The following is a 22,176-nucleotide window of genomic DNA, read 5'->3' on the forward strand; positions in this document are numbered from 1 at the left end:
CACTATCTTTCTAAAATAATTTTTAAATCCATTTCAATTGAATTATTTTTATCTAAAATTGCACTAACATTTAGATATTCAAATATTTTGTTAATTTTAATGTTCATAATAAAGAATGATAAATCATTTAAATCAACTATTTTATTCTTCTTAAATATTACATCTTTTAAATAGCAGTATAAGTCCTTCAAAGTAATTCTACTAAATTCTTTCCTTATTTCTGTTAATTTAAGATCTAACATTTCATAAATAATTTTTTTAAGATTTTCCTCTTTCATTAAATCACCACTATAATCATAATTATAAACAAAAAAACTAATAAATTTAATAAATTTACTAGTTTCTTTAAAAAAATTAATCTTTTTTATCATTATTATCTTGTTTTTTAGAATTTGGTTTCCTTCTTTGACTCTTTTTATGTAATTTTTCATGCTCTTTTTGAGCTCTAACAATTGCAATTTGTCTAATTTTTTCTAATTCCAGTTCATTCTTTTCAATTTTGGTTCTTATAATATCTCTATCATCATTCTTTTTAATTTCATAGTTAAATAATCCCCGTACGCTTTTTGTTATAATAGCATTAATTTTAACTTGAGGGTCAATCATAAAAATTTCTCTTTCAATTTTATCTCAATCCATAACTGACATTGCTACCATAATAACACTTCTATGTAAATAATTTCCATTAATTCTATTGATACTATCTCAATTTAAAATATCATTTTGGAATCCATTTTCCAATAACATTTTGTTAATTTCTTTTGGAGTGTTTGTTGTTATCATATATGTTCTTACTGTATATTTTGGATAGAAAATATTAGTTGACATTCCTGCAAAAATTACAAGTGAGAAAGAGGCAAATAGTGATGGTCCAAAAATAAATAAAAATTTAATATGTCATACTAATCCTTGATTAACATTTACTAAATCATCACCATAACCCTTTTTACAAACAAATTGAACTAAAAATTCATATTGATCCTTTGTAAACGAAGCTGAACCATCAAATAAATTCCTTGCAGATTCTATTGAAGTGTAATCATTAGAATAAATGATATTGTTAAATCAGGCTTCAAATACTGGATCTCATCGTAAATTATTATTATCCCCAACTAATGCACCATTTTCAATTGCAAAATCTCACATTGATTTTAATAGATTATTATCTTGATAATAATTACCACTTTGAAGGATATTAATTTTTATATCAGAATTAATAAGAGACATAGGAATAATAATAGTATTTAAAATAATAACAACTGCTAAAATAATAAAATTAACTTTTCTGTTTAGTGAACCAACTGGTTTATTTGTTTTATTAGATAAAAAAACAGTTAAAAAGTCTAATCCTCCAGTAGAAGAACCAATTTTATATACAATTGAATATGAGAATCCTAGTAAAAACCCACCCAATGCTGCAAATATAAATAATCAAATACCTGTATTTCATGACCCTGGCATTGAACCAATTAATTGATAATTTACAAGTAAATTAAATTCTCTTGGGTTAATAAATGGAATATTTTGAATAATCTGGTCAAAACCAATCTGCATAATTATAAAAATAAATGTTGTAAATGTAAATTTTTTTCCTAATTTAATATATCCAAAAATAAAAAGAGGAATATTTATAGCAAAATAATAAATAAAATAAAATGATGATTGCAATTGGACTTGATCTTGATTAGGAAAAGTCAAAGTTGCAAAAAAACGTGCAATTGCTCCAGCTCCAGCTGGGAAAAGACCACCTCTACCCGTTGGAGTAATAAAGTAGTCAAAAGTAATAGTAATTAAAAAGGCAGCTAGAATAATTTTAAAGAAGTCTCTAATAAATTTGGTTCTAAAATATTGCTGAACAAGTAATTTTTGTTCTCTTTTAGACATAATTTTATTTTCAAGATTACTTAAAAGTTCTCCATCAATATTTCCACCTCTATTTAATTCTTTTGCCAACTTATTAATTGATTTTTTTTCTTCACTTGATTGGAATTCAACAACTTCTTCTTGAATAATTTCTTGAGTTGCTTCTTGAATGTCTTCAATTATTTCATTTAAATTATTCTTTTCCATTGTTTCCCCTCCCAAGTTTTACATTATTTTCTTTTTTTTGCTTTATTTATTATACTTGATAAACCAAGAGATTCTCTTTTTTTCTTTTGTCTCTCTAATATTAACTGACGTAATACATCTGAATCATATGCAGATTTTCCTTGTTTTTTTGCTTTTTCTAGAATAGTTTCTTCTGGTTCAACACTATTATTAATTCATTTTGATTTGCTTACTTTACTATTCATTTGTCTTGCATTTTTAATTATTGAGTCTAGTGTTTTCAGTTGAGTGGTTTCTACAGTCTTTACTTTTTTATTAACTGGTTTATTATCTATATTTTTATCCCTATCAGGTATTTTGAATTTATTTGGCACTGGTTTATCATCAAGCTTTAGTAAAGATAAATCTAATAAATCCTCTAAAATATGACTTACACTATCATTATCTTCAAAAAAACCCTTCCTTTTTTTACAAGCCATAAATTCACCCCTTACTAAAATAGTATATACTAAATTTCTTTATATTAAAAAATAAAAAAATCACTTTTAAAGTGATTTCTTTATTTTTTGTTACTATGCATTTTTTAAACGAACTGTAACTTTGAATGATCCAACTTTCAATGGGTCGTAATCATTTCTTGTAATATCAACAACTGTATAAGTTTTTTGATCTTTACTTGAGTATCCGCCAAATACAACAGCTTCATTAGCTTTTGATTTAGTTTTAATAATAACTGGAAGCTTTGCAACTCCTTCTGCAGGAACTTTACAGTATACTATTATTTTTTCAAATGGAGATTCAACTTCTGCCAATTGTTCATTTAAATATTTTATAAATTCGTTTGCAACTAATTGTGATCCTTGTTTTGGAGCTTCAACAAATTCATGAGTAATATTATGAGTAATATAGAATGAAATTGGTGCATCTACTGCAACTAGTAAATGTTTTTTCAATACTGTAGCACCATCATATGTATATGCTGATTTATCTTGTGAACGATCAGCAATTACTTTTGAAACCGCTCTTGCAACATCTTCAATTGAAACAATTTTAGTTGATTTAAGATCATATTTAGCTGATTTATTTCATAACAATTCATCATCATTTACATGAATATTTGTTAAGAACATCATTTTACGTAATCATTTTTTAGGAGCATTTTTTCATTCATCTTCTCCTAAAATAATTTTACTTGGTCCTTCATCTTCTAATTTACTTTTTAAAATTTCTACAATATCAATAGCTTCAGGTTTAGCTGCTTTTTTATCAACTAACATCAATGATGGTCCTAAACCAGAAATAATTGATGTAACATCACTTTTGAAAAGTGATACTCATTCATCATGAGATAATTCAAATAATTCATGAATTACTTCTAATTCATCATTTGTATTTTTTGTAAAGTCAATAATGTATTTTGATGATAATAAGTTAAATAATCTTGCCAATAAGTATTTTAAAGTATTAGCTGTTTCATAAATTTTAAACTTATGTAATGGATCATTATCTCATGGTGATAATGCATTATTATACATAATTTTCATTGCAACAAAGTTAACACTTGATTTTTTAGCTATTTGAGCTAATGCTCCAGCTTCTGAATCAATTACGTCAATTGTTTGACCGTATTTGTCAACCATTTCTTTAAATTGTTTTGAGTTATAAATTAACATATCAGCAGTACCAATAATACCATCTGAAACTCCTAATTTAAAGTTTTTAACTTGTGTTACAAATTCTGTATTAAAAGTATATGCTTCTGGTTCATGTACGATTTGTCCATATTTAATATCTTTGAATACTGTTAAATCAGCATCTCTATAAATAAATTTTGTAGCCATAACTGTATCTGTTGTATCAAATTTATCATTTGTTGATAAAGCTAAGTCTATGTTTAAAACTGTTTCCAAAGTTGGATATTCTTCCATTAAATAAGTAATTGCCATTGCAGCATTTGCTTTTCCATAACCGATTGTTGCGATTATAAAAAACTTCCCTCTGTATTTAAGATGTTGAATAACCATATTTCTTCATCAATATTTTTTTACAGTTTTAATCCCTTCACGATCTTTAACTGTAAAGTAAGCTGTTGAAATAATACCTATCATTTCTAGTCTCCTCTTTTATTTTTCTCTATACCTTTATTTTTTATGTATTTATACAAAAATAAAGATTAATTTAATTATACTAAAAAGTTCCCAAAAACACTACTTTTTTATTAAAAAATTGAACTAATTTGAAATTTTTTACTTTTTAACATTTTAAGTTTAATAGTATATTTTTTGTTCTCAACTTCAACCTGATATGAATAATTTTTTAAGTCAGTAACACTTATGATTTCTTGATTTAAAATATCATCATTTATTTTTTTATTATACTTAGATTGTTCTTTTCTATATTCTTCTCATAAACTAGATTCTTCTTCATTTTTTGGATTTGTAACTCATGATGTTAGTTTTTTACTACCTTGTAGATTTACAAACAAAGTCTGTAAATTAGTTTGAAATTTATAAAGATCATTTTCGTTTTTTTCACCATTTTTTAAATCTAATATTTTTCTTAAATTTATTAATAATTCAGAGATATTAGTAAAATCAATTTTAAATTCACCTTCAAAATCCTCATTATTAATTATGTTTCAAAAAACCTCTTTATATGTTAATTTTCTCCCTAAAAATGTTACATTAGTATTTTGTATAATATTTTTAATATTAATATCTTCTTCATTTTCTTCATTATTCAATACTAATAGAATTTTGTTAATAAATTTTCCACTATAAAGTTCATCTCATAATGAATTTTTGTAAATTTCATCAATTTTCTTCAAACTTTTTAGTTTTTCTTTTAAAATCTCATCTTTGATAATAGAGCTAACTAAGAAACTATTCATAATATCAATAATTCCTTTAAAGTTTGAACCAGATACTAATGAATTAACCAACTCAATGCATACACTTCCTAAGTTTACTCTATCAATTTTAAAAGCTTTTAAAAGATTTACAATTATTGGTGATAATCCTTCAGTTATATAAAAAGTTGGAAATATAGCATTCATTGAAGCTTGTAACAAGGGGTTTATCCCTTTTAGTTGAATTTTTTCATCTGCAATTACTCCAACACTTGGGATTCCAGGAAAAATAGTTTTTAATTTAGGATTTTCATAACTTTGAAATAATAAAGCCAATATTAATTTTAAACCGTCACCATTTTTATATGTACTTTCTAAAAAATCAAGAAAGTTTAAAACATTTATTTCATTTTTAGTAGCATCAATTTTTGTATCTCTAAATACTTCAATTTGTTTGAAGTAGTTTTTATTTCCATTAGATTCACTTTCTGTATAAATTGTTCCTACTCCATTTGCAATATATACAATTAGAGTTCTTACAAATCTAACTATTTCAGCAATAGCAGGTAGATCAATTATTAAATCGAAACTAATTGATTTTTCATTATTAAAAATTGATTTAAGATTAGTAGTTAATTTACTTATTGAGTTCAGAAATACTTCCTCTTCAAGCTCATCTTTTGTTGGGATTTCTAATTGATTTTTATTTCCAATAAGATAATCAATTGAGTTTGAGAAACCAATAATTGCTGAATTTAAAGACTCTTGATTTGTAAAATCAGCATAAGGTTCATTTGAAAAGGCATTTGAAAATGCTTCACTATTTTCCTTTGAAAGAAGTTTGTCTAAATAACTAACTAAATAGTTATCACTTAAATTTACAATAAATGATGGAAATATTGTTAATAATTTAAATAGCAAAGCAATAATTTTACCATTACCTAACAATTCCAATAAATTAGGAATTGTTACAAGAATTGTTTCTAGAGTTGCGCTATTTTGAGGTTTAATATTACCTTCAAAATTTATTGTTTCAGCAACTTTTAAATCCTCATTAAAAAGATTTTTATCAAAATAATATCTATATAGTTCATCAAATCTTGAATAAGAATTTAAATCATCTTTAGTATAATTATCATTTCCATATATATTTGATATATCTTTTATTCTTTTATTTTTTAATATACCATCCATTTGATAATCAAAATTATAGTTTTTTGTATCACTTAAATAAATTGATTTACCAATTTGTTCAACTGCAGTTTGTAATGAAATATCATCTATTATTTTTTTATTTTTAGTACAAGAGACTACTAAAATAGTTGGTGAAACCACTAATAAAGAGGATCCAAAAATAGCTAATAGTTTTTTCATAATTATTTAAACTCCCTAAAGACAATTTCTTTTATTATCTCTGAAACATATTCATGAACCAGTTTAGTTGGATGAACAATGTCAGTAAAAAAGTATGAAGTCATTATTTCATCTCTCTTTTTCAAGTCATCTCCTCATAAATTTTCAACTAAAGGTTGACCTATAACCTTAACATCCAATTTAGTTTTGTTGAATGTATTATTTATTTTAATTGTCTCAATATAATTTTTAAAGTTAATTCTTGAAAGCTCATTAAAATTAAAAGTTTCTTTACCATTTACTTGTATTATAGTTTTTTCAGAGAATGGAGATGAAGTATTATATTCATTTTCAATTTGATTACTAATAGTCTTCCCATATCCCTCTATAATATTTGGAAAATCATTATCTCCTTCATATAGTGAGCTATAAAATAAGTTTCCAGAATAATAGTTGTTTACTTCATTGATTAATTTATTAATTTTAAGTTCGTACTCTTTTCCGAGATCGATAATATCTTGTTTTTCTTCTCTATTAATATATCTAGGAACAACATCCATAATTGGTGGTCCCATAAATAGAATATTTTTTATACCATTATTTAAAAGTGTAAATAATGTTGCTCTAATACTTTTAATAGATTCATCCATATATTCTATTACAACTTTGTCATTTTGACTATCTTGACTTTGAATTAAGGAGAACATATCGTTACCTCCAATTTCAAAAAACACTAAATCATTTGCTCCAATTTTTTGTTGTTTAACTAAAGCTCTTGCTTGTTCTTCTGTACTAAAATCATTAATAATAATTCCATTTACAAATTCTGATGATTTTCCAGCTGTTGCACCACCAACAGAGTAATTTTTACCATAACCTTCTTTTGAATTATTTAGTTTTGAGTATTTATTACTAGGTTTCATTGCTCCAAAATTTAATTTTTCAGATAATAGATAGCCTGTAGTCTTTCCATTACTAAAAGCACTATTATAAACACCATCTTCTTCAAAACCATATGCTCCTCCAAGTGTTAAATTGAAATCAACATATTGATCCAATGATGTATTTACTACAAATTTATCTTTAACATAAGTTGTTAAACCATTAACATCACTCAATGAGTCACCTACTATAAAATAGTTGGTAAAACCAAAATGATCATTTGGGTTTGAACTTGTATCAATAGCTTTACTTTTATCAATATCCAAACCAATTTTTAAAGGACTTGTCTTAATAGTACTTGGTTGCTTTGGCATACAAGAAACTGTTGAAGTTACTGTTGATATTGAAAAGCTAAATACAGTTAATAATGATAATAATTTTTTCATATTATTTCCTTCCCTTATTTTTTTATTTTTCTCATTTCTTTTTTAAAATTATAAACAGACCTATTCCACCAGGGATAACTAAAATATTTAAAAATATTAATACAGCACTAAATCTTAAAAAAATTAAAGTTGCTGTAAAATTTGGGAACTTCAAGTCATCTACTGTAACATATCTTATATTTTGATTTTTACTTAAAGTTTTATCTACAAAAGGATTTGTTAATTTAAGTGCAAAATTAATAGAATCAATTTGAGTATTTAAAAATCATACCTTGTTATTTACAATTTTTGTTCCAATAGAATGCTTAACTTTTATACCATTTAATCCTGGTCCACTATATTGCATTTGTTCATCATAATCTTCTTGATTAAGAATTGTTTGTTGTTTCAAAGACATTTCATATGTATTTTTTGAAAAAATTTCTTTTAAACCACCACTTTTAAATATTCATTGAATTCCGGTGTTAACAAAACCAAAGGATTGAAATTCTTCAGCTACACTCTTATCAAATTCAATAAAATTTAATCCGATATCATATAAATCAATTTGTTCTTTATTTTCTACTTTTTTTGCTCAATATTTTTCATACCATTCATCAGAGTAGTTTGAATATTTTAAGTAGAACATTTGTTTTTCTTGTGAATCATCAAAATTTATTGTTGATAATGCATCTGCTTTAAATGAAGATTTTATAACGTGTTCCATCATTTCTTCATATAAAGGATGATTTGGGTCAAAAACAAATTTATTTTTAGGCATTATTCTCTTAATTTGTTTTTCAACACTATTAATAAAAGTTAACGATTCAATACCCATTCCTGGGACTGTCATAATAATGGTTAATATTGGAAAGAAAGTTGTTAAAGATAAAATTAATATTAATAATATCTTATTAGACTTACTTTTAATATTTTTCATGTTTTTCTCCTTCCACTTGCTTAAAGTGTTATTTAGATTTTATATTATTTTTTTAGATAAACTAAAAACATTTTATAAAAAAAGATGAAAGTAAATAAAAAATAAAAAATAAAACAGATTTTACTCTGTTTTATATATCTCTAAAATTATATTGAATGAATTTGCCACAACTCCACTAATTAATCTTCCTTGATGTCTTTCAAATTTATCATCTACAGAACTAACCATTATTGCTGATTCTCTATTATCAACCATACCATTTAAATTTGTAACAGTAATAAGTCCCTCTTTTAATAATTTTGATAAGAAAAATGGATCAATTTGAGAAAGTACACCATATTCTAATCTTTTTAAATAACCATATCCAGTAATTTTTGCATCAATAAGTTTATATTCTCTTATTATATTTTGAATTTGTTGGTCAATATCTTCCCCATTCTCCAAAAAAATAACTAATAAATTTGATTTTTCTTTTACTAACATTCTTATTTCCTTCCCCCTATTGATTAACTTGTTGCTTCTTATTTTCTAATTCTTTTAATTTTTGTTTTTGTTTTGTTAGTTTTTTTGCCTTTGGATCATCTAAATGTTTTTCTCTAAAACGTTTTTTATCTCTAATTGTATTTAAGTTATTAATTTGCTCGCTACGATATGCAACTTCTTCATCTTTTAATTCTCTTAAATCTCTTAAAGTTTCATTTAATGATTTAACAATTTGATTTGTGGCAAAAGGATCATTTGGATCATAATACATAATATTATCAAATATTTCTTGTGTTTCAACATTTGGCATTGTTCCTACTATTAGAGAATGAAATCTATTATAGTTTTCCTTTAAATCTGCAATTTTTGCTCTTGTTGAATTTGGAAGAGTTTCCATCATAAAATCTGAAATAAATAATAAGTCAGCTCTTTTAAAATCTTCTGAGTGCATCTTTTCTATAATTTTTTCAAAGGCAGGTTTGGCGTTAGTTTTACCATAAAAAGATTTAGCTAAAAACTCTAACATTTTTTGAATATTTACATTTTTACCATTAATGGTAAATTCTTCAACATGTTGATTTGCAAAGTTTACAAAGATTAAATCCCTATATTCTTTCAAAGCAACTTTCGATATGGCAATTGATAATGCTTTTGCAATATATTCACCAGCACCTTCCATAGAACTTGATGTATCAATACAAATTATAAATTTTCCTTGTTCTAATGGTATTGGTGCTTCATATTCTACTTCTTCAATTTCATGTTCAATGACTCTTTCATTTGATTCAAATAAAAAAGTTTGAAGTTGTGATTCCACAAATTTCTTATAAAATATAATTTCTAATTCCTCGTCAAATAGACTTGCAAATTCCATTGGAAGCAATCTTTCAAGATCTTTTGAAACAGTTAGTCCTACAATTTCTTCTGGGTTATATGGTAATTTAACTTCTGTTGGATATGTAACAACTTGTTCTGTTATATTTATTTCCATTAAATCATCTTCACCATTTAATCGCCCTAACATCTCAGCTATCATTAAAATTGAAGGATCTTTATATAAGAAGTCTGCAAATCTAGCTATTGATTCAATGTTTTGATTTCTCAGTTCGTCTTCAATATTGGCTACTTTTCCAAAAACATCATACATTGTTTTATAAATTTTTGCATATTTTCCATAATTTTTGATTATTGAATATATTTCAACTAAATAGTTATATCTTAAATCCTCCACAGCTTTCATTCTATAGTCAACAATTCTCTTCGTTAACATAAAAGTTCAAGTTTTAAAAAACTCAGTCAATCAATCTCTACCTTTTAACTCTAAATACCCATTATCAATTTTTCAACTCATTGTATCAATATATGTTGAAAAAGGAGAATCAAACTCGACTAATTTATTTTGAATAAGTCTTAAATTCTGAGCAAAACTTACTTCATCATAGTATTCAGAAATATAATTATAATAAATTATTTCTTTTCTAATTGGTTCAGGAAGTTTTATTTGTCTTATTGTAGACAAATTTGAAGCTGAATAAAAATTATTAATTTTATCATCTAATTGTTCAGCTGCATATTCATGATTTTTTTTAAATGTTAAAAACTCACTATTATGAATATCTTTTCGTCTAAGTTTTTCAATCTCTTTTTTGATTTCACTTACTGGTTTTTCTAAGTCAAATTTCATAATAGTTTCCTTCTTTACTTAAATTTCTAATTTAAAGTCTAAATCATCAATTGGATTTTTTTGATTATTATTTTTTTCGTTTAGTTTAAATTGCTTTTCTAATTCAGCTTCTTGTTCCAATTGTTTTTTAGTCTTTGCATCGAATGCTTGCGCAATTTTTTCATCATAAATTTCTTCAAAGAAAATACAATTCATATTCATATATTTTTTATACTCTTTAAACATTTTTGCTGACAATGCTTTATATTTAGTTTCAAGTTCAACAATATTATCTGCTAAATTATTCATTTGTTGATTAAATTCATTTGGACTTTCATTTTGTAATAAGTATTTTTTGTTTTCATTTACAAAAAGAATCTGATCTGCTTTATAAGCTTTAACTAATGTTTTTTGACTTCCTGAATATTTATTTAAATTTACTCCAAAATGTAAATCAATTTCAAATGACTCATTTGTTAAATTTCTTATTTTATTTCAATCCGCTGCAGATATAAAACAAATTTTATAGCTATCTCCACCATCTGTAAAATTAATAAAATAGTATGTTCCATTAATTGCACCTTTAAATGGATCAGTATATGGTGTTAATCTTAAAAATTGTGCTTCAACTTGACCAATTTGTGAGTTTACTAAATCAATTTGATTCATTAAGTTTTTCTTTTCATTTCTTCATTCTAAACCAAATTGTTCCAAAAATGTATTAAAGAAAATTTCAGAATACTGCTTTTCTTGTTCTTCGTTATCTCAAATACAGTATGGAATTACAAATAAATCAGCAATATCAGTTTCTGATCTTCCATTATAAAATGCACTTGTTTTCATTAACCCTGATATTTTTTTTCAACGTCTATCAGAAATATAAGCTTCTCCATTTGTTTCTTTTAATATTTTTTTTCTAAAATAATGAATAAAGTCTAAAGTTTTTCTACTAATTTTTACTTGTTTTGATTGTTTTTTTCAGATTTCCAATTCTTGAATTGTAAGTTGAAGTTTTGGATCTACATCAACGTCAAGTGATGATTCACCATCTAAAAGTTGCTCAAAATTATCATCACTTTTTAAACCTTCAGCTATAAATCTAATAATAAAACGGTCAAATAAAGCTTCCAATCCTTCACCTTCTGCAGGTAATTCATTTGAAGCTGAAATTAATAGTTTCAATGGAACTTTTATATCTGTTCCACCATTTCTAAAAAGCTTCTCATTAATAATTGTCAATAATGTATTTTGAATACTTGGTCCAGCTTTTCAAATTTCATCTAAAAAACCAACATTTGAAGCAGGTAGATAATTTTCAACAACTCTAACATATTTACCTTCTTTTAGTAATCTTAAGTCAATTGGTCCATAGATTTCTTCTGGAGTTGAAAATTTACTCATTAAGTATTCAAAATTAGTACCACCCTTAATAGCAAATTTTAATCTACGCGAAATTAGTGATTTGGCAATACCTGGTTTACCTAAAAGGAAAATTGACTCCTCTCCTAAAAGAGCTAACATTGCTAATCTAAATATTGTTTCTTTTTCATAAACTTGAAATGAAATTGCTTTTATTAATTTTTTAATTCTTTCTGTAATATCCATAAAATTTCCCTCTAATACATATTATTATAAAACATTAAGCCTCTTTTTAAAAGAGTTGTTGGCCTAATTCTCAAATAATTCTTCTCTACGTTTTTTGTATTTATCTTTTTTAATTTTTGCTATTGACTCTTTAATATGCTTTCTTCTGATATCTTTTTTAACTTTATCTACTTCAGCTTTTCTACGTTTTTTATATCCTGGTTTTACTTTTTGACCCTTATATTTATCAATAATTTTTTTAGTTTCAACATTTACTGGTAAATTTGCATTAAATTCTTTTTTCTTTTTAACAGTATTAATTTCAACTAATTGATTATTTACCAATTTAAAGTTAGAAAATGAAATACCCTTTGACTTTAGTTCATCAATTTGGTGTTGATTTGTAGAGTTAAATAAAACATAACTTTGGCCAGAATATTGATTTCTTCCAGTTCTACCACTTCTGTGAATATAATAATCTAAGTCCTTTGGCAGGTCAACTGAAATAATATGACTTACTCCATCAATATCAATTCCTCTTGCCGCTACATCTGAACCTACAATTCATTTAAAATCACCATTTTGAATTCTTTTTTGCATATTTGTTCTCTGTCTTGAGTCTAAATCTCCGTGTAACTCACCTACATTTTTAATGCCAAATTCATTTAGTCAAGAGATAATCTCTTTTATTTGATCTTTTTTATTTAAAAAAACCATACAAACATAAGGATTAATTTCACTCACAATTGTTCTAAGAACTTCCTTATTTTCCTTATTTTTTGTTCAAACAAGAACATGCTCAATATTTTTATTAGTTGGATTTGAATCCTTATTTTCTATAAAAATGGATTTTGATAAATATTTTTGTAAAAAAGGTCTTAATCCTTTATTAATTGTTGCAGAAAATAAAGATACGTTTACATCCCTATTAATTTTTGAGAGCATATAGTCTACTTCTTCAATAAATCCAAGATCAAAAATCATATCACATTCATCAATTACTACATATTTTGCAGTAGTAATAAATAAATTACCTTCTTCATACATTTTTTTTAATCTTGTTGGTGTTCCAATTACAACACTAGGCTGCTTTGTTTTAACATTTTGAATTGATTTTTCAATATCATCTCCACCAACAAATAACCCAACTGTTCCCTTATCATTTAACTTTAAAATATCTTTAGTATTTTCATAGATTTGTCTAGCAAGTTCTCTTGTTGGAGTTACTATTAAACATTGAATTTTATTTGTTTCATCATATACAATATTATTTAATATAGGCAATAAAAAAGAATGCGTTTTTCCAGTTCCTGTGTGCGACTGAGCAATAACTGATCTATGTTTCTTTATAAGTGGAATAACTTTCTCTTGAATTTTAGTTGGATAGACAAATCCAATTTCTTCTAAAGCATCATTAATAAATTTTTTAAAGCCAAAATCTGAAAATTTCATATTATTTCACCTATTTCATACAACATATATTATATATTATTAATCTATATCTAGATAGTCCTCTCCCTTTTCAACTTCAACTTTTGACAGATCCAAATAATCTCATTGTCTTAAAACTTCATAAGTAGCAATTCCCACAGAGTTGGCAATATTAAGACTTCTTCCTGAACTTACCATAGGAATTCTAAAACATTTGTCCATATTATCTTTTAAAATCTTTTTTGGAATACCTGTTGATTCCTTTCCAAACATAATAAACACTTCATCATTAATTTGTTTAAATTGAAAATCACTAATTGGTTTTTTACCATATCGAGTCATGCAAAATATATTAGCATTTGGATTGCAAGTTATAAAGTCATTTCAGTCATCATATCTTACATATTCACAACCTTCAAAATTATTAGCACTACTTCTTACAAAATTTCTTTTATCGAAAATAAAACCAAATGGTTCAATTAAATGTAGTTTTGAATTTGTAAGTGCGCAAGTTCTCATTATAGCTCCAACATTATCAGCAATTTCTGGTTGAAACAATACTATATTGATTTTTTTCATTTTTTGTCCTCCTTAAAAATAGTTATTCTTTTTTAAAAACTCTTTTAATAAAGTTATTGAGCGATTACGATGTGATATAGAGTTTTTTTCTTCTTTGGTCATTTGAGCAAAAGTTTTATCAAAGTTATCTGGTTTGAAAATTCTGTCATATGCAAAACCATTTTCACCAATTTGACTATCAACAATAACTCCATTTACTATTCCTGTAAATACTTGTTCAACACCCTTATTCTTGTCAATTAGGGCAATTGAAGATGTAAAAAATGCTTTTCTATCTTCGCTTTTCATTAAATTTTCTCGCTCTAACTTTTTCAATAATAAATCATTTATTTTCATCCAATCTGTTTCTGGTTTAGCTCATCTTGCTGAATAAATTCCGGGAAAGTTATCTAAGCGTTTAATACTCAGTCCCGAATCATCTGCAACAACTACTCCCTCAACTATCTGCGATAATGTCTTAGCTTTAAATAAAGCATTTTTCTCAAATGTTGGTTCATCTTCAGGTATATCAATTAAATCAGGAAGATCATTTAGCGATTTAATTTCCATTTCAGGAATCATTTCTTTAATCTCTTTAATTTTATTAAAATTTTGTGAAGCAAATCATAAAACGTTCATATAAATAACTCCTTTTAGTTTCTAATTAATATTATAATAATAATAGCAATAAGGAGTGAAATAAATGAAATTTAATGGTTATACAAATAAAGTAACCCTAGAAAATGATATTTTGAAAAAAGAGTCAATACCTTTTCATGATATTTATCTAGATAAAAAAAATGAATATAATTTTTTGAAACAATTAAAGAAAACTGAGCAAGATATATTATTAACTCCATTAAAATTTTATTGAAAAGATAATAAATTATTTTCAGAATATAAATTTTTAAGAAATTTTCAAACACTTAAAGATATTAAAATAACTAAGGAAATAATTAATAATGTAACTAATTTAATAAAAAAACTTCATAAACTTAACTCAAAAGAATTTAAAATAAATAAATTTAATTATCATGAATTTTTAAATATTTTTAAAAATAACATTAATAATCCATTAACTAATTTTGAACCTTATTTTAATGAAATAAATAACTATATTGATAAATTTGAAAAGTTAAATTTGGTTTTAAGTCATAATGACTTAGTCCCCGGAAATATTTTAATAAATAAAAATGAGATAATTTTAATTGATTACGACTATATTTCCTTAAATAACAAGTTCTTTGATATAGCAAGTTTTATAAGTGAAACGTTAAATGATAATGAAGAACTAATTAGTTACTTTATAAAAAAATGTATTGAAGAAAAATTAGTAAATATTAACGAAATTGAAACTTTAAATTTAATGATTAAATACCAAGATCTTTTATGAACATTATGATCAAATTTTATGTTTGAAAAAGAGAAACAAAAGATTTTTAAAGATATCTTTAATCATAAATTAGAGAGATTAAAAAACAGAAAGATATACTAATCTTTCTGTTTTTTTTGTCTTTGCTTTTCTTCTTTTTGATCTAATTTCTCTATTATTTTTTTCATTTTAATATTTCTTTTTAACTCTTGTTCTTGTAGTTCTTTTGTTATTTTTTCATCTAATTCTATTTTAAAATTCTTTAATTCCTCTATCTTATTTTGTTTTTTAATTAAATAAATTTGATATCTTTGAGCTCTTAATAATTTATTACTCGGTATAATTTCGCCTTTTTTATAAGCTTCTAGCACTTTTTCATAATCTTCTATTTTTTTATTTTCCTTATTTCTAAATAAAACACTTATAAAAACAAAAAATGGAGTTGCTATTATAACAAAGGCAACTATAGCAATAAATCTAACAAATATTCAAATACCTGAAGTATTCATAAAACTACCAAACAAAATTAATATAATTAATATCAAAGTAATTAAGGAACTAAAAGTAAACATATCTGCTTCATGAAATTTAAACTTATAAAATAAATACGTTATCAAAAAGCTGTATAAAAAGTATACAGTACAAATTAGTGCAACATAACCTACATTTGGATATGGCAGCTTACTTGTAAGAGAAAAATTAAAGTCAAATCCAACACAAAATCAAATAGTTAAGCCAGGAATTATTGACTCTATAATTAATAAAAGTAAACTCTTAAAAAATGGGGTTCTTGATTCATTAAAATTTTTAATTTGATTATTTAACATTAGTTCTTCCCCTTTAATACTTATTATAAATATAAAATAAAAAAATCCCTTAAGGGATTTGAATTTTCATAATGGAGCGGGTGAAGGGAATCGAACCCTCACAGTCAGCTTGGAAGGCTGAAGTTCTACCATTAAACTACACCCGCGTATAATCACATTAATAAATATATATAATTACTACGCAGATGTCAATACTTTTAAAATATTTTTTACACTTTAAGATTTTATATTTTTAACTTATTTTTTCACTTAATGAAAAGAACAATGAAATTAATGCATAACATCTATACTTATAAAAGAAATTATTATCTTGAAAGTTAATTAACATATGTTTTTGTTCTTTAATCTCAGGTAGCTCTGATATATTACTTGGAGTAGTTATAATAAAAATTTCATTTTTGGCTTTTATTAAATACTCTAAAGCAATTACTGTAGTATCAGTATCTCTCCCAGTTAAAAGAATAACAACTAATTCATTATGGAACTCTAAGTGTTTCCCAACTTCTAAATTTATAGAGATGTCAATTATTTTGGTTTGAATTCCAACATTGGTTAAAACATCCTCTAAAAATTTAGCTGAATACATCGATTGATATGATGGACATATTCATACTTTCCTTCTTTCATTTATTTTACTAGCTAAATCATATAAGAAACCATCATTTTCAGTAACTCAGTTGTTTATGACAGCTCTCATCCCTGTCATATCAGCTTCATTAGGTTGATCTGCTCTTATTTTATTTTGCATAACATTTTCATATTCTACTTTTAATCTAATTGATAATTCTTTATATCCTTCACAATAGCAAGCTTTTGCAAATTGTGTAGCTGTAGCTAAAGAAACAAAACACATTTTGCTAATCTCGCTTTGACTTTTAAAGACTCCAACAGATCAATCTGCTAGAATTTGTTTACCAATTAATTTAAAAGTAGTATTTTTATTGTCCTTAATTAAGTTCTCTACTCTTTCGTAAACAGACAACATTATTAAGTCTCCTAACTTGTTATTCAATTTTTAAGTTAAAGATTTGATCTGATATATTCAATAATTTCATTAGATATGTCTTCAAAATTTTTATAATCATGTTCAAATCATTTAACGTTATTTAATTGATTTTTGAATCAAGTTAACTGCCTTCTTGCATAATGCCTATTATTTTGTTGCATCAGTTCGATACATTTTTCATAATCTATTTCTTTTTCAAAATATTTTATGATTTCTGGACCTCCAATGCATTTTAAAGATTGGGCTCTTTTGTCAAAATTATTAGCTTTATAAGCCAATTGTATTTCTTCAAACAAACCTTTTTCTATTAAGCTAAGTACCCTATTGTTTATTTTACTATATAATTCCTCTCTTTTGGCAGATATTCCAATAATTAATAAATTATTATAAAGATACCTTTTATTGTCCTTTGTTAGTTTAGTTTTTGTTATTCCTGTTAGTTCAATAAGCTCCAAAGCTCTAATTAATCTATATCTATTATTCATATGAATTTTTTTGGCCTCTAAACTATCTTTTAAATTTAAAAAATCTCAAATCTCCTGATTTGATTTTGTATCATATTTTTTTGCATAATTATCAATATGATCATCACTGCTAAAGTTATAATCCATTAAAACCGAATTAATATAAAGTCCTGTTCCACCAATAAGTATAGGAGTTTTTTCGTTCTCCAATACTTTTGCAATTTTTTCTCTTGCATGCTTTTGAAATTCTGCTACTGAGTAGCTCTCATTAACTTCTTTTATAGAAAGTAAATGATGTTTTATTCCTTGCATTTCTTGTGTTGTTATTTTATTTGTTGCTATATCTGTTCCTTTAAAAATTTGAGTAGAGTCTGCGTTAATACATTCTCCATTAAATTCCTTTGCAATTTTAATTGATAGGTCTGTTTTCCCACTTGCTGTTGGTCCAACTATAACTATTATTTTATTCATAATTATTACTACCTTTCAAAAATTGACAAAAAAAAATATTCCCACCCGCTATCAAATGCATGAGAAAGGAAATACTTATTTATTGAGCGGTCTTTAATATCTCACGCAAACATAAAGAATAACAAATATTCTTGGCGTCCCTAAGGACATAATAATTATATAATAAAAAAACCTTACATAAATAAGGTTTTTTTATTATTTTTTTGTTACTGCTGATCTAATTTTAATGTTTACTTTTCTTGGTTCAACTATTGAAGGTTGGAATAAAACAGTTTTTCTTGTTTTTCCTAGTTGATTACCAGCAATTTTTACTTCTTTTTTTTGATTAAAAAGACCTGAAATATCTCTTCCACCAGTAACTACAGCTACTCAGTTTTCATTTAATTTACGTTTAACTTTTGCATTTAATCAATGTAAAGCAACAACGTTATTTACATCATCTCTTTCACCATCTTGATCGATTAAACTATAAACTCAACCGAATTCTGATGCTTGTCCATATTCGCTAACTTTAATAATTGCTCCAGCAATATCTTGTCTATAGATAGATGCGTTTGTTGCTGAAACTGGATCTGATTTCTCTCAAATAAATTTTTGTTGTCCATCAGTTAATTTTATATCTTTATTTATAATTTTCTCTGGTTTTGGATCTGAAACTTTTTTTCTTGTTTGAATATGCTCAGGTCTCATTTTATTTGAAGCAGCTCTTTTAACAGCTGTTGTTTTAGGTTTTTTTGCAGTTGTTTTTTTTGCAATTAATGTTTTAGTAGTCGATTTTTTAGCAGTTGTTGATTTTTTTACTGCTACTTTTTTTGCACTTGTTGCTTTTTTTGCAGTTGTACTTTTTCCTGTTGTTGATTTTGCAGTTGCCATATAGTAACACCGTCTTTCTAATAAAAATACTAAATTTTAATAATAATTTTATTTTTTATTATCAAAATATGATTTAATTATACATTATTTTTTAAAACTATTCTACTCAAATAATAATAGATAAAAAAATAATATAATTTACTACACTATTTTCTTATTTTTAGTTTTTCAATAATTGTTTTATATCTCTCAACATCTTTTTTAAACAAAAAGTTTAATAAATGTCTTCTTTGAGCTACCTTTTTTAATAAACTTCTTCTTGAAGTAATATCTTTTTTATGTAAATTTAAGTGCTCTGTTAGATTTTGAATATCTTGAGTTAAAATAGCAATTTGAACTTCAGCTCTACCTGTGTCATTTGTATTAACTCCGAATTCCTTAACAATATTTTCAATTTGTGTTTTAGAAACCATGTTTATAACCCCCCTATTAATCCTTGATTGAAAATTGTTCTATCATAGAAAAGATTTAGGGTAAATCAAATCAAAGATAAAACATCAATACTTAAAAAGTATATCAAATTTAAAGGAGTTTTTATAATTTATTTAAAAATTCAATATATAATGAATCTTTTTTACTGTGTATTTTAACAATGTTGTTTTTCAATCTTATTTCTAAACTCTTACCATCAATTTCTACTAAATAAAGGCCATTAGCAATTTCTATATTGTAGTCTTCCATTAAATAACTATCTTCACTAATTTTTTTAAATCTAGCTGTAAAGTTATCATCTATTATTTTATTAACATTGCTAATTTCTCCCTTTATTAAATTATCTTTTAAAAGTGAGGTTGAAATATTTAAAACTCTTTTAAAAACTATTATATTTTCAACTCCAAAAAAGTTTTGTAAAAAGGAAATGTTTCCTTCCCCTTTATAAGCAAATCTAAAATCATCACCTACAACTATTTTTTTGACATTTAGTGTTTCCTTTAAAAATAGACAAAAATCATTGGCATTTAATTTAATAGATTCACTATTAACATCAATTTCAAATAGATAATCAGGTTTATAATTTCTTTCAATATTTTGATACTTATCATTTCTTGACTGTAAAGTTTTTTTTATTCCCTTTAAAAAATCTGAAACTTTTTCAGAGAATGTAATTACTGATCAAATAAAATTCTCTTCTTTAGCTATTCTTTTTGTTTCAGAAAAAATTGCTTTATGCATTTTATGAAGACCATCAAAAAAACCAATACACACAACATTTCCCTTTTCTTGCAAATTAAAATATTCACTGTTTTTAAGAAAGGTTTGATATTTAATCATAATATCCATTCCTTTCAGCTTCAGTTAATTGATCTAAAGGAACCTCATCTCACAAACCTCTTTGACATTTATAAAGGTCATGGGCAATATGTTTATAAATTGCCATTACCTCTTTAGAGTCATTAATAATAAAAATTATTGGATAATTAATACCATTTAAACTAATTGCCTTACCTTGTTTAATATCTCTAATTCTATGATATTCAATTAGTGTATGTTCATTTTTCATTAAAGCATCATACATAGACATTAGATCCTTTTGTTCTATTTGTTCTATCTCTTTTGCATCAGCTAAATTTAAACCTCCAGAAGATGTTCTTTCTAATTGACAAACCGTTGCAATTGTTTCTAAATCCTTTGCAAAATCTGTAACTAAACTTCTAATATAGGTTCCTTTACTACATCTAACATTTAATTTAATTGTTCCCAATTTTTGATTAAATTCTATTAACTCACAGCTTTTAATAGTAACCTTTTTTGGTTTAATTTCAACTTCCTGTTGTTTTCTTGCATATTCATATAGTTTTTTCCCATTCACTTTAACTGCTGAATATATTGGTGGATACTGATCATAAATATAGCCATTATATTTATTAACAACTTCTTTTACTAGAGACTTTGAAATTTTTTTATATTCCTCTTCTTGTACTACTTTTCCTGTAATATCTTGTGAATCAGTATGTATAAACAGCTTCATTGTTACAATATAACTTTTGTCACTACTTAAAATATAATTTGATATTTTTGTTGCTTGATTGATTAAAATTACCATCAGTCCTGTTGCTAGAGGGTCCAATGTTCCAGCATGACCAATTTTTTTAATATTAAATTTTCGCTTAATATTTTGAATTAAATCATTTGAAGTAATTCCTTCTGGTTTGCGTACTAAAAGTATTCCTGATTTACCATCCATTTTATTTCCTCCAAAAAATTTCCTATATTTATTATTACACATAACCCATTATTGCTATAAAAATAATTTCTAAAAATATGTTATAATATACTAAGTTAAAGAACTTAGGGGATTATTATGCGTAGAAAATCAGATTTTTATAAAAGTATTGAAAATGAATTTAAGATTATTTCTGAAAAGGAACATTTAAATAGTTCAGGTAATCCTGTAAATAATCTTAATACAAAAATGTTTTATTTATTAAAACATCACTTTAACTCATTTGAAGAATTTGATCAAGCAATAATAGAAGAAATTTCAAATACACTACAATCACTTGAAGAAGTAATTGTAAAAAAAGCACTTTCTTTTCAAAGACTAGCAAAAGAGGTATTCAGCGAAAATATTAATCCACAAAAATGAGTGGATTTTGCTCAAAAAGAAGCACAAGCTTTAAGTTATGAAATGTATGATGAAAGTGAAATTAAATATTTAAGACATTTTCATATTGTTTGACTTACATGAGTTTATTGTGATGAAGAATTAAAAAAATTAAGAATTAAGGCAAGTAGAGATGTTTATAATAACATTGGTCAAGTTGAAAAGGATTATATGAGAAAACGTGCTCAAATATTAAAAGACCATAATGGTGGAACTGATAAGTGATAAAAATAATTTATTAGTAATATAAAAAAGTTGTATTAGATTATCTAACTAATACAACTTTTTTTATATTTTGTTTAAATTAAAAAAACCTTTTAAAGAAAGGGTTTTTTAATATTA

At 24.9% G+C, this 22,176-nt stretch carries 22 protein-coding genes and 1 tRNA gene; 2 read left to right on the forward strand and 21 right to left on the reverse strand.

Translation table 4 applies throughout. The features are described from left to right. Positions 1-2: 2 nt before the first annotated feature. The 13 genes from AAHM84_RS02580 to rdgB form a co-directional block, all read right to left on the reverse strand. Positions 3-371: a post-transcriptional regulator gene (locus AAHM84_RS02580; protein ID WP_342259354.1), complete on the reverse strand. Its 369-nt coding sequence runs from the start codon at positions 369-371 to the stop codon at positions 3-5. Beyond that, positions 355-2,070 carry a YitT family ABC transporter gene (locus AAHM84_RS02585; protein WP_342259355.1) on the reverse strand — a complete coding sequence of 572 codons (1,716 nt, stop codon included), beginning with the start codon at positions 2,068-2,070 and terminating at the stop codon, positions 355-357. The genes AAHM84_RS02580 and AAHM84_RS02585 overlap by 17 nt, the downstream gene beginning before the upstream one ends. A gap of 23 nt (positions 2,071-2,093) precedes the next feature. Continuing rightward, positions 2,094-2,528 carry a hypothetical protein gene (locus tag AAHM84_RS02590; RefSeq protein WP_342259356.1) on the reverse strand — a complete coding sequence of 145 codons (435 nt, stop codon included), beginning with the start codon at positions 2,526-2,528 and terminating at the stop codon, positions 2,094-2,096. A gap of 93 nt (positions 2,529-2,621) precedes the next feature. Then, complete coding sequence (gene fib, locus AAHM84_RS02595) at positions 2,622-4,157, reverse strand: cytoskeletal motor fibril protein Fib (RefSeq protein ID WP_342259357.1); 1,536 nt, start codon at positions 4,155-4,157, stop codon at positions 2,622-2,624. A 110-nt stretch (positions 4,158-4,267) separates the two neighbouring features. After that, entirely contained in the window at positions 4,268-6,271 is a 2,004-nt protein-coding gene (locus AAHM84_RS02600) for a lipoprotein (protein ID WP_342258390.1), read from the reverse strand. A 2-nt stretch (positions 6,272-6,273) separates the two neighbouring features. Beyond that, the gene (locus tag AAHM84_RS02605) at positions 6,274-7,578 is read right to left on the reverse strand and encodes an SGNH/GDSL hydrolase family protein (protein ID WP_342258391.1); all 1,305 of its coding nucleotides are present in this window, start codon (positions 7,576-7,578) and stop codon (positions 6,274-6,276) included. A gap of 22 nt (positions 7,579-7,600) precedes the next feature. Continuing rightward, the gene (locus tag AAHM84_RS02610) at positions 7,601-8,497 is read right to left on the reverse strand and encodes a hypothetical protein (protein ID WP_342258392.1); all 897 of its coding nucleotides are present in this window, start codon (positions 8,495-8,497) and stop codon (positions 7,601-7,603) included. A gap of 120 nt (positions 8,498-8,617) precedes the next feature. Next, positions 8,618-8,980 (reverse strand): PCC domain-containing protein, encoded by a 363-nt coding sequence (locus AAHM84_RS02615; protein ID WP_342258393.1) that lies wholly within the window; start codon positions 8,978-8,980, stop codon positions 8,618-8,620. A 16-nt stretch (positions 8,981-8,996) separates the two neighbouring features. Then, positions 8,997-10,664 carry a hypothetical protein gene (locus tag AAHM84_RS02620; RefSeq protein WP_342258394.1) on the reverse strand — a complete coding sequence of 556 codons (1,668 nt, stop codon included), beginning with the start codon at positions 10,662-10,664 and terminating at the stop codon, positions 8,997-8,999. An 18-nt stretch (positions 10,665-10,682) separates the two neighbouring features. Then, positions 10,683-12,248, reverse strand: a complete 1,566-nt coding sequence (locus AAHM84_RS02625; RefSeq protein WP_342258395.1) for an AAA family ATPase — start codon at positions 12,246-12,248, stop codon at positions 10,683-10,685. A 63-nt stretch (positions 12,249-12,311) separates the two neighbouring features. After that, positions 12,312-13,679, reverse strand: a complete 1,368-nt coding sequence (locus AAHM84_RS02630) for a DEAD/DEAH box helicase (RefSeq protein WP_342258396.1) — start codon at positions 13,677-13,679, stop codon at positions 12,312-12,314. A 39-nt stretch (positions 13,680-13,718) separates the two neighbouring features. After that, positions 13,719-14,237: a tRNA (cytidine(34)-2'-O)-methyltransferase gene (locus tag AAHM84_RS02635; RefSeq protein ID WP_342258397.1), complete on the reverse strand. Its 519-nt coding sequence runs from the start codon at positions 14,235-14,237 to the stop codon at positions 13,719-13,721. A 12-nt stretch (positions 14,238-14,249) separates the two neighbouring features. Next, positions 14,250-14,855, reverse strand: coding sequence for an RdgB/HAM1 family non-canonical purine NTP pyrophosphatase (gene rdgB, locus AAHM84_RS02640; RefSeq protein ID WP_342258398.1), 606 nt, complete (start codon positions 14,853-14,855; stop codon positions 14,250-14,252). A 64-nt stretch (positions 14,856-14,919) separates the two neighbouring features. Between rdgB and AAHM84_RS02645 the strand changes: the two genes are divergently transcribed. Beyond that, positions 14,920-15,711, forward strand: coding sequence for a hypothetical protein (locus AAHM84_RS02645; protein ID WP_342258399.1), 792 nt, complete (start codon positions 14,920-14,922; stop codon positions 15,709-15,711). On the opposite strand, the gene AAHM84_RS02650 is transcribed toward AAHM84_RS02645, so the two are convergent. The 8 genes from AAHM84_RS02650 to truB all read right to left on the reverse strand — a co-directional run bounded on the left by AAHM84_RS02650 (position 15,708) and on the right by truB (position 21,414). After that, positions 15,708-16,415 (reverse strand): DxFTY motif-containing membrane protein, encoded by a 708-nt coding sequence (locus AAHM84_RS02650; protein WP_342258400.1) that lies wholly within the window; start codon positions 16,413-16,415, stop codon positions 15,708-15,710. The genes AAHM84_RS02645 and AAHM84_RS02650 overlap by 4 nt on opposite strands. 72 nt (positions 16,416-16,487) lie before the next feature. Next, positions 16,488-16,561 (reverse strand) — tRNA-Gly (locus tag AAHM84_RS02655). Between the two features lie 86 nt (positions 16,562-16,647). Then, positions 16,648-17,400, reverse strand: a complete 753-nt coding sequence (locus tag AAHM84_RS02660) for a hypothetical protein (RefSeq protein WP_342258401.1) — start codon at positions 17,398-17,400, stop codon at positions 16,648-16,650. Positions 17,401-17,435: 35 nt separating this feature from the next. Then, positions 17,436-18,356: a tRNA (adenosine(37)-N6)-dimethylallyltransferase MiaA gene (miaA, locus tag AAHM84_RS02665; RefSeq protein ID WP_342258402.1), complete on the reverse strand. Its 921-nt coding sequence runs from the start codon at positions 18,354-18,356 to the stop codon at positions 17,436-17,438. A gap of 195 nt (positions 18,357-18,551) precedes the next feature. Next, positions 18,552-19,229: a hypothetical protein gene (locus AAHM84_RS02670; RefSeq protein ID WP_342258403.1), complete on the reverse strand. Its 678-nt coding sequence runs from the start codon at positions 19,227-19,229 to the stop codon at positions 18,552-18,554. 146 nt (positions 19,230-19,375) lie between these two features. After that, positions 19,376-19,642: a 30S ribosomal protein S15 gene (rpsO, locus tag AAHM84_RS02675; RefSeq protein ID WP_342258404.1), complete on the reverse strand. Its 267-nt coding sequence runs from the start codon at positions 19,640-19,642 to the stop codon at positions 19,376-19,378. A 121-nt stretch (positions 19,643-19,763) separates the two neighbouring features. After that, positions 19,764-20,501, reverse strand: coding sequence for a hypothetical protein (locus tag AAHM84_RS02680; protein WP_342258405.1), 738 nt, complete (start codon positions 20,499-20,501; stop codon positions 19,764-19,766). Beyond that, positions 20,494-21,414, reverse strand: a complete 921-nt coding sequence (gene truB / locus AAHM84_RS02685; RefSeq protein ID WP_342258406.1) for a tRNA pseudouridine(55) synthase TruB — start codon at positions 21,412-21,414, stop codon at positions 20,494-20,496. Before truB ends, AAHM84_RS02680 begins: the two co-directional genes overlap by 8 nt. A 117-nt stretch (positions 21,415-21,531) precedes the next feature. On the opposite strand from truB, the gene AAHM84_RS02690 reads away from it, so the two are divergent. Continuing rightward, positions 21,532-22,062 carry a hypothetical protein gene (locus AAHM84_RS02690; RefSeq protein ID WP_342258407.1) on the forward strand — a complete coding sequence of 177 codons (531 nt, stop codon included), beginning with the start codon at positions 21,532-21,534 and terminating at the stop codon, positions 22,060-22,062. Positions 22,063-22,176: the final 114 nt, after the last annotated feature.

Origin of the sequence: Spiroplasma endosymbiont of Dioctria linearis, from assembly GCF_964030865.1 — a bacterium.
In the GTDB taxonomy this organism is placed as follows: Bacteria; Bacillota_I; Bacilli_A; order Mycoplasmatales; family Mycoplasmataceae; genus Spiroplasma_A.